Annotated in this window: 12 protein-coding genes; 8 read left to right on the forward strand and 4 right to left on the reverse strand. The window is 76.2% G+C overall.

The window, feature by feature from the left end:
• Both FA014_RS13555 and FA014_RS13560 read right to left on the reverse strand, forming a co-directional pair.
• Positions 1–978, reverse strand: a 978-nt coding sequence (locus tag FA014_RS13555; protein ID WP_154730195.1) for a M20/M25/M40 family metallo-hydrolase, incomplete at its 3' end; no start/stop codon positions are given.
• A 249-nt stretch (positions 979–1,227) separates the two neighbouring features.
• Entirely contained in the window at positions 1,228–2,535 is a 1,308-nt protein-coding gene (locus FA014_RS13560; RefSeq protein ID WP_195969294.1) for a sensor domain-containing phosphodiesterase, read from the reverse strand.
• 118 nt (positions 2,536–2,653) lie between these two features.
• On the opposite strand from FA014_RS13560, the gene FA014_RS13565 reads away from it, so the two are divergent.
• From FA014_RS13565 to FA014_RS13575, 3 genes are all read left to right on the forward strand, one after another.
• Complete coding sequence (locus FA014_RS13565) at positions 2,654–4,528, forward strand: glycosyltransferase (RefSeq protein ID WP_154730197.1); 1,875 nt, start codon at positions 2,654–2,656, stop codon at positions 4,526–4,528.
• A complete protein-coding gene (locus FA014_RS13570; protein ID WP_154730198.1) occupies positions 4,473–5,621 on the forward strand; it encodes a hypothetical protein in 1,149 nt (382 codons plus the stop codon). Before FA014_RS13565 ends, FA014_RS13570 begins: the two co-directional genes overlap by 56 nt.
• A gap of 78 nt (positions 5,622–5,699) precedes the next feature.
• A complete protein-coding gene (locus FA014_RS13575) occupies positions 5,700–5,909 on the forward strand; it encodes a hypothetical protein (protein ID WP_154730199.1) in 210 nt (69 codons plus the stop codon).
• Positions 5,910–6,020: 111 nt separating this feature from the next.
• On the opposite strand, the gene FA014_RS13580 is transcribed toward FA014_RS13575, so the two are convergent.
• Both FA014_RS13580 and FA014_RS13585 read right to left on the reverse strand, forming a co-directional pair.
• Positions 6,021–6,605 carry a Dps family protein gene (locus tag FA014_RS13580; protein ID WP_154730200.1) on the reverse strand — a complete coding sequence of 195 codons (585 nt, stop codon included), beginning with the start codon at positions 6,603–6,605 and terminating at the stop codon, positions 6,021–6,023.
• 132 nt (positions 6,606–6,737) lie between these two features.
• On the reverse strand, positions 6,738–7,664 hold the full coding sequence (locus FA014_RS13585; protein WP_230323149.1) for an ATP-dependent DNA ligase: 927 nt from the start codon (positions 7,662–7,664) through the stop codon (positions 6,738–6,740).
• Positions 7,665–7,740: 76 nt separating this feature from the next.
• Between FA014_RS13585 and ku the strand changes: the two genes are divergently transcribed.
• The 5 genes from ku to FA014_RS13610 all read left to right on the forward strand — a co-directional run bounded on the left by ku (position 7,741) and on the right by FA014_RS13610 (position 11,927).
• Positions 7,741–8,778: a non-homologous end joining protein Ku gene (ku, locus tag FA014_RS13590; protein ID WP_154730202.1), complete on the forward strand. Its 1,038-nt coding sequence runs from the start codon at positions 7,741–7,743 to the stop codon at positions 8,776–8,778.
• A 48-nt stretch (positions 8,779–8,826) separates the two neighbouring features.
• Complete coding sequence (locus tag FA014_RS13595) at positions 8,827–9,846, forward strand: PHP domain-containing protein (protein WP_328288199.1); 1,020 nt, start codon at positions 8,827–8,829, stop codon at positions 9,844–9,846.
• A 140-nt stretch (positions 9,847–9,986) separates the two neighbouring features.
• The gene (locus FA014_RS13600; RefSeq protein ID WP_147796772.1) at positions 9,987–10,268 is read left to right on the forward strand and encodes an HU family DNA-binding protein; all 282 of its coding nucleotides are present in this window, start codon (positions 9,987–9,989) and stop codon (positions 10,266–10,268) included.
• Positions 10,269–10,413: 145 nt separating this feature from the next.
• On the forward strand, positions 10,414–10,836 hold the full coding sequence (locus FA014_RS13605; protein ID WP_154730203.1) for a Fur family transcriptional regulator: 423 nt from the start codon (positions 10,414–10,416) through the stop codon (positions 10,834–10,836).
• A gap of 35 nt (positions 10,837–10,871) precedes the next feature.
• On the forward strand, positions 10,872–11,927 hold the full coding sequence (locus tag FA014_RS13610; RefSeq protein ID WP_230323148.1) for a threonine aldolase family protein: 1,056 nt from the start codon (positions 10,872–10,874) through the stop codon (positions 11,925–11,927).
• The last annotated feature ends 230 nt before the right edge of the window (positions 11,928–12,157 follow it).

Here is a 12,157-nt window from a genome sequence, read left to right on the forward strand (position 1 = left end):
CTGCTGCCCGACCCGCGCCGCGGCCGCGGTGACCGCCGCGAGCAGCCCGGCCGACGCCGCGCCGGGCTCCCAGGCGGGCCGGCGGGACAGCACCTCGGCGCGCACCTGCGCGCCCGTGCGCACCGGCGCGGGGTCGGTGAGGTGCCGCAGGACGGCCCGCTCGCTCGCGCCCGTGACGAACCGGAGGCCCAGGTCGGCGCGGGCGTGCTCGGCGACGACGTTCGTCCGGGTCCCGCCGGACAGGACCCCCACGTTGGCGAGCACCGACGGGTGGCCCGCGAGGAACCGGCGGGCCGCGAGCAGCTGGTCCACCAGCTCCTCGGTGGCGGACACGCCCGCACCCGGGTCGACCGCCGCGTGCGCGGCCTGGCCGGTGACGTGCAGCCGCAGCCGGGTGGAACCGCGCCGGGCCGTCTTGAGCCCGCCGTGCGCGCCGGGCGCCTCCAGGCCGAGGGCGTAGGCCGCGTCGCGGGCGGCGTCCCGGATCAGCCCCGCGGTGGCGGGCGAGCCGACCTCCTCGTCCGGCGTCAGCAGCAGCCGGACCGGCCGGTGCCCGAGGCGGGCGTCCCGGAGCAGCTCCGCCGCGGCCAGCGCCACGACGATCCCGCCCTTCATGTCGTAGGTGCCCGGGCCGTGCAGCACGTCGCCGTCCCGGCGGACCGGCACCGCGCCGACCGCGTGCACCGTGTCGTGGTGCGCGAGCAGCAGCGCGGGGGCGTCGCCGGCGCGCGCGCCACGGCCGGGCAGGTCCAGGACGACGGCGTCGCCGGACGCCGGGTCGGCGGTCGGCACCCGCCCGCCGCGGAAGCCGGCCGCCCGGGCGTCCGCCACCACGAGGTCGGCCAGCGCGTCCAGCGCGTCCACGGCCCCGGTGGGAGTCTCCCGGCGCACGTACCGCTCCAGGCGCCCGGCGTCCGCGGGCAGCCGGCGCCGGGCGGCCTCGTCGAGCCCGGCCAGGGCCGCCGCCTCGCCCCTCATGCCCCGACCGTAGGCGCGCCGGCCGGGCCCCGCCCGCCGTGCCCCGCGCCCACCGTGCCCGCCGCCCGCCGCCGAGTGTGCAAGAGACACGTCGAGCGAGCATCCAGCGGATGCTCGCTCGACGTGTCGGTTGCCCACTCGCCGGGGAGGGCCGGGAGGGGCCGGAGTGCCGGGAGGGCCGGGAGGGCCGGGAGGGGCCGAAGTGCCGGAGCGCCGCAGGGCCGCCCGCCACCCGGCCGCCGGGACCGGTCAGGCCGGGGCGTCCGCCCGGAACCGCCGCAGCAGGCTCTGCGCCGCCTCGGCCACCAGCCCGTGGTCGTGGGTCACGGCGAACGCGAACTCCCGCTCGTCGTCCTCGGGCGAGCCCACCGGCGCGCCCACCGCCGCGGAGTGCCGGGAGCGGGGCCCGTCGATCTCGCGCCCGACCAGCGCCACCGACTCGTGCGCGCCCAGCACCACCACCGCCCACTCCCGTGCCAGCGGCTCGGCCGGGTCGACCGACGCCCACCGCACCGCCGGGGGCAGCGCCGCCGGCAGCCCGGTGCCGAGCGCGCCGACGAACGGCAGGGCCTCCGCCAGCCGCGCGTAGCGGCGCGCCGACCACCCGGTGAAGAACCGCTCGTCCTGGAACGCGCCGAGCACCACCGGCGGCACCCGGTGCGCGACGGCGGCGGCCTCGAGGGTCCGGGACAGCGGCAGCAGCAGGCGCTTCGGTGCGAGCCGGACCGCCCGCCGGGTGCCGATGACCTCGAACGGCGTGGCCGCGCCCTCGGCCGGGGCGTGCGGGTGCGGCAGCCGCCCGGTGTGCCGCTCGCCCGCGGGCAGCGTCCGGTGCGGGCGCCCGAGGAACCAGCCCTGCCCGAGGTCGGCGCCGAGCACCAGCGCGCGGGTCAGGTCGTCCTGGGTCTCGATGCCCTCGGCGACGACGCGGGCGCCCGTCGCCTCGGCGCGCGCCCGGACGGCCCCCGCGACCGTGATGGTCTCGGGGTCCTCCAGCGTGCGGAGCAGCTGCAGGTCGAGCTTGATGATCTCGGGCGCCAGCAGGGGGATGAACGCCAGGGACTCCGGGACCGCCCCGACGTCGTCGAGCGCGATGGCGCAGCCGGCGGCGCGGAGCCGGGCGGCCGCGTCGAGCATCCCCGCCGGGTCGAGGGCGAGCGCGCGCTCGGTGATCTCCACCACGACGCGCACCTGCGGTCCGCGCTGCGCGAGCGTCTCGAGCACCAGGGGGAGGTGCCGGGACAGGGTCCGGGGCTCGATGTTGAGGAACAGCGTGTGCGAGGCGCCGCCCGCCGCGGCCGCGGCATCAGCCAGCGCGCGCGACATGGCCGCCCGCTCGAGCTCGCCGAGCAGACCGGCCTGCTCGGCCGCGTCGAGCACCTCCAGCGGCGAGCGCCAGCCCGAGCCCGCCGGGGTCCGCAGCAGGGCCTCGCGCCCGAGCACGTCGCCCGTCGCGAGCTCGACCACGGGTTGGTAGGCGCAGTGCACGCCACCGGTGCGGAGCAGCTCCGGCACGGGCAGCCGACCGGGGTGCTCCGGCGCGGACAGGACGGTCACCACGTCCCCATCGGCAGGGCCGCGCGGATGTTGAACGTCCTGGTCGTCGGCGTGCGGGGAGCGGCCGGGTGCCGCCCGGGCTACCGTGTCCGCCGGGTCGGAACGGAACGGGGGCGGCGTGGCGCGACATCAGCAGGACCGGCGGGTGGGGGACCTCCTGGTCGACCGCGGGCTGGTCAGCAAGGCCACGCTGGACGCCGCGGAGCGGGTCGCGGCCGACTCCGGGGCCTACATCGGCCAGGTCCTGATCGCGATCGGCGCGCTCGACTCGGAGTCCCTGACGCGTGCGCTCGCCGACCTGTGGGACCTGCCGTACGTGGTGCCGACCCGCATCACCGAGGCGCTCGACGCGGAGGGCGTCGACGTCGGCCGGGTGCTCGCGGAGCAGTGGCTGCCGCTGGAGCGCCGCGGCGACGGCACCCCGGTGGTGGCGGTGGTCGACGAGCCGACGCCAGGGCGGCGCGCCGCGATCGCCGCCGCGCTCGGCGAGGAGCCGTACCTGGTGCTCGCCGACCGCTGGGACTTCCAGCAGGCGGTGCTCGACCGGTACGGCGCCGACCTGCGCGACCGGGCGAGCCTGGGGCTGTGGGGCCGGTCGCCGGCGCAGTCGGCCCGCACGGTGCTCGTGCCGTGGCAGCGGGTGGCCCTCGCGGTCGCGCTCGTGGTCGTGGTGCTCGCCGCCGTGGCCGACCTGCGCGCCGTCGTCGTCACGCTGTCGGTGGTCGTCGGCCTGGCGTTCCTGGTCGGGACCGGCTTCAAGTTCTGGGCGTCGCTGCGCGGCGCCCGCATGGAGCACGTGACCCGCACCGACGCCGCCGCGCTGGCCGCGCTGGCGGACCACGAGCTGCCCCGGTACACGGTCCTGGTGCCGGTGTACAAGGAGGCGAACATCGTCGCGAACCTCATCGGCAACCTCGGCGCGCTCGACTACCCCGCGCACCTGCTGGAGGTGCTGATCCTGGTCGAGGAGGACGACACCGAGACCCGTGCCGCGGCCGAGGCCGCGCACCCGCCCGCGCACTTCCGGTTCATCACCGTCCCCGCGGGCGCGCCGCAGACGAAGCCGAAGGCGTGCAACGTCGGCCTGGAGTTCGCGACCGGCGAGTACCTGGTGATCTACGACGCCGAGGACAAGCCCGAGCCCGACCAGCTCAAGAAGGCGGTCCTCGCGTTCCGGCAGGCGGGGGAGGAGCTGGTCTGCGTGCAGGCGGCGCTCAACTACTTCAACGCCGACGAGAACCCGCTGACCCGCATGTTCACGCTCGAGTACTCCTTCTGGTTCGACTACATGCTGCCGGGCCTGGAGTACGGCCGGCTCGCGATCCCGCTCGGCGGCACGTCGAACCACTTCCGGGTGAGCGGCCTGCGCCGGCTCGGCGGCTGGGACCCGTACAACGTGACCGAGGACGCGGACCTGGGCATCCGGGCGTCGGCGGAGGGGATGCGGGTCGGCGTCATCGACTCGACCACGTACGAGGAGGCGAACACCTCGTACCCGAACTTCGTGCGCCAGCGGTCCCGGTGGATCAAGGGCTACATGCAGACGACGCTCGTGCACCTGCGGCAGCCGTTCCGGCTCGTGCGGGTCGCGGGGCTGCGGCAGACGCTGTCGTTCCTGTTCCTGGTCGGCGGCACGCCCGCCACGTTCCTCGCCGTGCCGCTGCTGTACGCCGTGTTCCTCGCGTCGCTGCTCCTCGACCCGCAGCAGCTGTCGTTCCTGTTCCCCGGCTGGGTGCTGTGGCTGTCGCTGTTCAACCTGGGCGTCGGCAGCGCGCTGATGATCTACGTCTCGATGATGGGTGCCTTCAAGCGCCGGCGGTACGGGCTGGTCCTGTGGGGGCTGGCGAACCCGGCGTACTGGCTGCTGCACGCCGTCGCCGCGTACAAGGCGCTGTGGCAGCTCATCACGAAGCCGCACTACTGGGAGAAGACCGCACATGGCCTCACTGGCGTCGCCGCTGCCGCGCACGTCCCCGCGTCGGTACGCGGCTGACACCTGGCCGGCGCGGCCGGCCGCCCGCTGGGGCCTGCGCGTCGCGCTGGCGCTGCCGTTCGTCGCCGTCGCGCTGCTCTCCCGCGCCGCCGGCTGGGTCCCCGCGGCGAACGAGGCGCTGGCCGACCGCGGCGCGCTCGTCCGGTGGGGCGACAGCGGGCTGGCCTGGATCGCCGAGGTCTTCCCGCCGCTGTCCGCCGCCCTGTCCTCGGTGCTCGGCGGGAGCACGCTCGCGATGAGCCTGCTCGCCGCCGTGGTGCTGGGGTTCACGCTGCAGCGGCTCGCGGCGGTCCTCGTGCGCGAGGGCGCGGGCCCGTGGGCGACCGCTGCGGTGCTCGGCACCCTCGTGCTGACCCCGCCGCTGTACTACCTCGCGGCGAACGACCTGGTGTCCCTGCTGGGCCTCGCGCTGCTCGTGCTGGCCCTGGACGGCATCGCCGCGTTCGTCGAGCAGCGCTCCACGGAGGCCGGGTTCCGCGCCGGCATCGCGCTGGGCGTCGCCGTGATGCTCGACCCCGGCGCCTGGCTGTACGCCCTGACGCTCGCGGCGGTCGCCCCGTTCTTCGCCCGCCGCGCGGGCCGCTCGGGCCGGCGCGCGAACGAGGCCACGGTCGCGGTGCTGCTGTTCCCGGCGGCCGCCGCGCTCGGGTTCTGGCTGTACGCCTCGTGGTGGTTCTCCGCCGACCCGCTCGGCGGGATGGAGGCCGCGACCCCCGCCGGGTGGCTCCCGGGCGGCGCGGGGCCGGCCGCCGTCGACGCGCTCCGGCAGATCGCGCTCGCGCTGCTCGCCGCGCCGCTGGTGCTGGTGGCGTCCACGGTGCGTGCCGTCCGCGACCCGTGGTCCCTGATCGCGCCGGGCATCGCGGTCGTCGGGCTGTACCTGTCGCTGTGGCTCGGGCTGCGCGAGGCCGCCGGCCAGACCTGGATCGTGCTGACCGCGCTGTACGTGCTGCTGCTGGCGCCGCGCGCCCCGGGACCGCGCCGGCGCGCGCTGATCGTCGTCGCGGCCCTCGTGCAGGTCGCGATCGGCTGGCTCGTGGTGCTGACCTCCGGCGGGACCCTGGGGGACTGGGCGCGCGCGGTCCTGGGCTGACGGGGATCCGCCGGCGGCGCGGCCCGGCACCGGCGCCCCGGGGTGGTGGCGGCCCGCCCGACGCGGTACAACCGAGGCATGACGACCCGCCCGCGTGACCTCACCTCCGACACCGCCGCCGACCACCGCGCGGAGGCGCTGCCCTCCGAGGCCGAGCTGCGCGCCACCGACGTGCGCTCCGGCGGCGACGCCTCCCGGGCACCGCGCACCCTGCGGGACAGCGAGCTGCTGCCGGACGACGAGGCGATCGCGGCGTCGGACGACTGGGACGACCCCGAGCGCCTCTGACCGGCCGCGCCGCCGGACCCCGGCGACGCCCCCGCGCAGCACGAGGCCCCGGCCACCTCCAGGTGACCGGGGCCTCGGCGTCCCGGGCGAGCTGCCCGGCGCGGCGGCGCGTCAGACCGTCGACGGGTCCTTCGCGGCGGCGCCGGCCTCGCGCGCCGACTCCTGCTCGCCCTCGGCACCGGCGGTGCTGAGCTCGCCGCCGGCGTTCTCCAGGTGGGCCCGGACGAACCAGTGGAACAGCTCGAGCTCGTGCAGGTGCCCGACCAGCATGTCGTTGGTCACCGTGTCGAGGTCCTCGGTCGCGGCCGCGGCCTCGCGGTGGTCGGTGACGACGCCGACGTAGACCTCGTTCAGCGCGCCCAGGTGCTCGATCGCACCCGCCCGGCCGATCGAGTAGTCGTCCCAGCTGCGGTCCTGGACCAGCGCGCCGGGGGTGCCCACCGGCGCGACGCCGAGGGTGGCGATCCGCTCGGCGATCTGGTCGACCATGGCGCGCACGGCGTCCACCTGCGGGTCGATCATCTCGTGCACCGCGATGAAGTGCGGGCCGGTCACGTTCCAGTGGATGTGCTTCAGCGTGAGCGCGAGGTCGTTGAGCGCGTTCAGGCGCTGCTGCAGGATCGCGGCGACCGTCCGGCCGTCCTCGACCGACAGCGACGGGACGGTGTACTTCGGGAGCTCCGTGCGGCGGACCATTCGTCTCCTCCTTGCGTCCTCGGCGCCCGACGGCGCCGGCTGGGACCCACGCTGCCCCAACCCCGGGGGTCGCGCAATCGCAGGTGGGACGGGCCGCGGCCCGCCGCGACCCGCCCGCGGGGGCGAACCGGGTCAGACCTCCCAGGGGTCCGCCGTGGTGTCCTCCCGGCGGCCGCGGAGCACCGGCTGGCGGAGCCGGCCCGACGGCGTCCGGGTGAGGTAGCGGACGTCCAGCAGCACCCGCGGCTCGACCCAGACGGTGCCGCGCGCGTCCACGGGCTCCAGCCGCTCGGCGAACGGCGACGTCGCCCGCTCCAGGGGCCGCAGCGCCGCGGTCAGGTCCCGGGCCAGGGTCCCGGCGAGCCCGCTGCCGGCGCGGCACAGGAAGCGCAGGTCGCCCGCGGCGTCCGGGGCGCCGAGCAGCACCGCCCCCATCCGGCCGCTGCCGGACGTCTCCGGGCGCCAGCCGGCGACCACCGCGGTGCGCGTGGTGTGGTGCACCGCCTTCAGCCAGTCCGCCGAGCGGCGGCCCGGCTGGTACGTCGAGGTGGCGCGCTTGGCGACCACGCCCTCCAGCCCCTGGGCGCGGGTGGCAGCCCAGATCACGTCGCCGTCCTCGTACACCGGGGAGAGCTGCACGTGCTCCGGCAGGTCGATCGTCTCCAGCGCGGCCCGGCGCTCGGTGAGCGGTCGCCGGGTCAGGTCCTCGCCGGCCAGGACGGGCACGTCGAACACCAGGTAGCTCACGGGCACCCGGCGGGCGAGCGCGGCGGCCCGGGCGCGGTCCCGGACGTGCATCCGCTCGGCGAGCGCCGGGAACGACGGCACGCCGTCGCGCAGCGCGACCACCTCGCCGTCGAGCACGGTCCCGGCGGGGAGCGCCGCCAGCGGGTCGAGCTCGGGGTACGCGAGCGCGGCGTCCCGGCCGTTGCGGCCGAGCAGCCGGAGGCGGTCCCCGGTGGTGTCGGCGAGGATGCGGACGCCGTCCCACTTCACCTCGAACCGCCAGCCGGGGCCGTCGGGCAGGCGACCGGGAACGGCCACAGGGGTGGCGAGCATGGGCTGCACGGGTCCATCCTGCCCACAGCACGCGAAGTCGTCGCGGGGGAGCCGCCCCGCCGGGAGGGTGGTCACTGTGCGCGCGATCTGGAAGGGCGCCGTCGCGTTCGGGCTGGTCAACGTGCCCGTGAAGCTGTACGCCGCCACGGGCGAGCACGAGGTGCCGCTGCACCAGGTGCACAAGAAGGACGGCGGGCGGATCCGGTACCGCAAGGTCTGCTCGATCGAGGACGAGCCGGTCGAGTACAGCGAGATCGCCAAGGGCTACGAGACCGACGACGGGCAGCTGGTCGTCCTCACCGACGAGGACCTCGAGCAGCTCCCGCTCGCCACCGAGCGCGAGATCGAGGTGATCGAGTTCGTGCCCGGCGACCAGGTCGACCCGATCCTGCTCGCCAAGACCTACTACCTCGAGCCGGACCGCACGGCCGCGAAGCCGTACGCGCTGCTGCGCGAGGCGCTGACCAGCACGGACCGGATGGCGGTCGTCAAGGTCGCCCTCCGGCAGCGCGAGTCGATGGCCGTGCTGCGGGTCCGGGACGACGTCATCTGCCTGCAGACGCTGCTGTGGCCGGACGAGGTCCGCGAGGCCGACTTCCCGATCCTCGACCAGGACGTCACGGTGAAGCCGCAGGAGCTCGCCATGGCCTCGTCGCTGGTCGAGTCCCTCGCGGGCGACTTCGACCCGTCGGGCTTCGAGGACCGGTACCGGGCCGCGCTGGAGCAGGTGATCGAGGCGAAGGTGTCCTCGGGCCGCACCCAGGCGGTGCCGCAGGCCGAGGAGGTCGGCGAGGGCGGCCAGCCCGCGGGCGAGGTCGTCGACCTGCTGGCGGCGCTGCAGCGCAGCGTCGAGAAGGCGCGGGGTGGCGGGTCCGCCGCGTCGTCGGGGAAGGACCCCGACGACGCGCCCGCCGACGAGAAGCCGGCGACGAAGGCGCCGGCGCGGAAGTCCCGGTCCAAGGCGGCGGGCACCGACGACGACGCCGAGCAGAAGCCCGCCCGGAAGCCGGCCTCGACCCGGTCTCGGGGGAAGAAGGCCGACGACGAGAAGCCGGCGGAGGACAAGGCGGCCGACGAGAAGCCCGCGCGCACCGGGCGCAAGCGGGCGTCCTGACGCGTGGCGAGCGCACCCGGGGACGCCGCGTCCGTGCACGAGGCCGTCGTGGCCGCCCTCCGTCGCGCGGCGTTCCTGCTCGAGCGCGGCGGCGCGACGTCGTACCGCGCCGACGCGTTCCGGGCCGCCGTCCGGTCGCTGGAGCGCACGGGCCCCGACGAGGTCCGGGCTCGGCTCGCCGCGGGCACGCTGACCGACCTGCCCGGCGTCGGGGCCCGCACGGCCGAGGTGGCCGCGGACGCCGCGGCGGGCGGGCCGGTGCCGTACCTGCTCGACCTGGAGGGGAAGTACCCAGCGGCCGAGCCGACCGACGCGGGCGCCGCGCTGCGGGCGGCCCTGAGCGGCGACCTGCACGCGCACACCGAGGCCAGCGACGGGTCCACCACAGCCCAGGAGATGGTGCTGGCCGCGATGGAGCTCGGTCACGAGTACCTGGCGATCACCGACCACTCGCCGCGGCTCACCGTCGCCAACGGCCTGTCCCCGGCCCGGCTGCGCGCCCAGATCGAGCAGATCGAGGCGCTGAACCGGGCCATCGCGCCGTTCCGGGTGCTCACGGGCATCGAGGTGGACATCCTCGACGACGGCGCGATCGACCAGGAGCCGGACCTGCTGGACCGGCTCGACGTCGTCGTCGCGTCGGTGCACTCGAAGCTGCGGATGGACGCCGCGTCCATGACCCGGCGGATGCGCGCCGCCGTCGCGAACCCGCGCGTCGACGTGCTGGGCCACTGCACCGGGCGGCAGCTCACCGGCAAGCGGCAGCGGCCGCAGAGCGAGTTCGACGCCGCCGCCGTCTTCGCCGACTGCGCGGAGCACGGCGTCGCCGTGGAGGTGAACTGCCGGCCCGACCGCCTCGACCCGCCGCACGCCCTGCTGGACGTCGCCGTGGCCGCCGGCTGCCTGTTCACGATCGACACCGACGCGCACGCGCCGGGGCAGCTGTCGTGGCAGCCGGTGGGCTGCGACCGCGCCGCCGCGCACGGCATCGGGCCCGACCGCGTGCTCGACGCGTGGCCCCTCGACGACCTCCTGACGCACCTCGAGGGGCGCAGAGTCGCTGCCTGAGCGACACACCGACCGCGTGGCGATGCGGAGAAGCGCCCTGCCTGCCGTTATGGTCGTCCGCGTCGGTCCGCCGGAAGCTGACGCCCCACGCAGGCGCCGAGCGGCCCGCGCACCCAGTTCGAACACATAGGAGCACATCCGTGAGCGTGAACCGCACCGAGCTCGTCCAGGCCATCGCCGCCAAGGCCGGGCTCACCAACACCGCCGCCGACGCGGCCCTCAAGGCCTTCCAGGAGGTCCTGGTCGAGCAGCTCAGCGCCGGCGAGAGCGTGACCATCCCGGGCCTGCTCGCGGTGTCCCGTGCCGACCGTGCCGCGCGCACCGGCATCAACCCGCAGACCGGCGAGAAGCTGGACATCCCGGCCGGCTTCCGCGTGAAGCTGACCGCCGGCAGCGCCCTCAAGCGCGCCGTCGCCAACTGAGCGACCCCGCAGCACCGCACGCGAGCCGGGGACCCGACGGGTTCCCGGCTCGCGGCGCGCCCGGGAACGGATCACCCGCCCGCGCGCGTTGAGTAGCATGGTCCGCCGTCCCGCCGAGGGGCGCGCGGAGGAGGGAGCACGCACGATGGCCGTCACGCAGCGCACCACGAAGCAGCGCACCGAGATCCTCGGGCTGCTCGACGACCTCGACGAGTTCCGCTCGGCGCAGCAGCTGCACGACCTGCTGCGTTCCCAGGGCTCCACGACCGGCCTGGCGACCGTGTACCGCGCGGTGCAGGCGCTGGCCGACGCGGGTGACGTCGACGTGCTGCGCTCGCCCGACGGCGAGGCCGTGTACCGCCGCTGCGTGCGGCGCAGCCACCACCACCACCTCGTGTGCCGGTCCTGCGGCAAGGCCGTCGAGATCGACGGACCGGGCGCCGAGGCGTGGGCCGAGCAGGTGGGCGCCGCGCACGACTTCTCCGACGTCGAGCACACCATCGAGCTGCTCGGCACGTGCGCCGAGTGCCGCGCCCGCCAGGCCGCCGAGGCCGCCGCGACCCGCTGACCGGGGTACCCGCCGGAGTGGGGGAGGATGGGCGGGTGGACAGACTGCACGACCCCGCCCGGCACGACTTCGCCTCCGACAACTACGCCGGGGTGCACCCCGAGGTCCTCGCGGCTCTCGCGACCGCCAACGACGGCCACGTCCCGGGCTACGGCGCCGACCCGTACACCGAGCACCTGCAGGACGTGCTCCGGGGCCACTTCGGCGCCGACGCGACCGCGTACCCGGTGTTCAACGGCACCGGCGCGAACGTGGTCGCCCTGCAGACGATGCTCCCGCGTTGGGGCGCGGTGATCTGCGCCGAGACCGCGCACATCAACACCGACGAGAACGCGGCGCCCGAGCGGGTCGGCGGGATCAAGCTGCTGACGGTCCCGACGCCCGACGGCAAGCTGACCCCGGAGCTCGTGGACCGGCACGCGCACGGCTTCGGCGACCAGCACCGCGCGCAGCCGGGCGTCGTCTCGATCACCCAGGCCACCGAGCTCGGCACCGTGTACACCCCGGACGAGATCCTCGCGATCACCGCGCACGCGCACACCCTCGGCCTGCGGGTGCACCTGGACGGCTCCCGGCTCGGCAACGCGGCCGCGGCGCTCGACCTGCCCCTGCGGGCCCTGACGACGGACGTCGGCGTCGACGTCGTGTCCCTCGGCGGCACCAAGAACGGCATCCTGTTCGGCGAGGCGGTCCTGGAGCTGACCCCCGGGTCGACGCCGGGCATCGCGTTCCAGCGCAAGGTCGACATGCAGCTCGCGTCCAAGATGCGCTTCGTGTCGGCGCAGCTGATCGCGCTGTACGAGGGCGACCTGTGGCTGCGGTCCGCGCGGCACGCGAACGCCATGGCGCAGCGGCTGAGGGCGGGCGTGGAAGCCGTGCCGGGCGTGCGGATCACCCAGGCGACCGACGCGAACGCGGTGTTCGCGTCGCTGCCGCCCGGCGTGGCCGACGCGGTGCGCGAGGTCGCGCGGTTCTACGACTGGAACCGGGCGACCGGCGAGGTGCGGTGGATGTGCGCGTTCGACACGACCGGGGCGGACGTCGACGCCTTCGTCGCGACCGTCGCCCGCGCGGCGGCGGCCGCCGCCTGACCCGCGGGTCCCACTCCCTCCGCCGGGCCCCGCCCCGCCCCCTGCGCTGCCCCGCCGCGAGCACCCGCCGGCGAGCCGCGAGATCGGTGGTCCCGCCCGAGATCGGCGCGTGCGGGCACCGATCTCGGGCGCGACCACCGATCTCGACGCCGGGGTGCGGGCGACGCGGGCGACGCGACCGACGCGGCCGGGACGCGCGCGAGGCCCGGCACCGGGGTCGGTGCCGGGCC

The sequence above is a fragment of the Cellulomonas hominis genome (assembly GCF_005239125.1).
Lineage (GTDB): Bacteria > Actinomycetota > Actinomycetes > Actinomycetales > Cellulomonadaceae > Cellulomonas > Cellulomonas hominis_A.

Coding starts and splice junctions, on each gene's coding strand:
- FA014_RS13570 (WP_154730198.1), top strand. CDS start 4,473: ATGGCCTCACTGGCGTCGCCGCTGCCGCGCACGTCCCCGCGTCGGTAC.
- FA014_RS13605 (WP_154730203.1), top strand. CDS start 10,414: ATGGCCGTCACGCAGCGCACCACGAAGCAGCGCACCGAGATCCTCGGG.
- FA014_RS13585 (WP_230323149.1), bottom strand. CDS start 7,664: ATGCTCGCCACCCCTGTGGCCGTTCCCGGTCGCCTGCCCGACGGCCCC.
- FA014_RS13580 (WP_154730200.1), bottom strand. CDS start 6,605: ATGGTCCGCCGCACGGAGCTCCCGAAGTACACCGTCCCGTCGCTGTCG.
- FA014_RS13575 (WP_154730199.1), top strand. CDS start 5,700: ATGACGACCCGCCCGCGTGACCTCACCTCCGACACCGCCGCCGACCAC.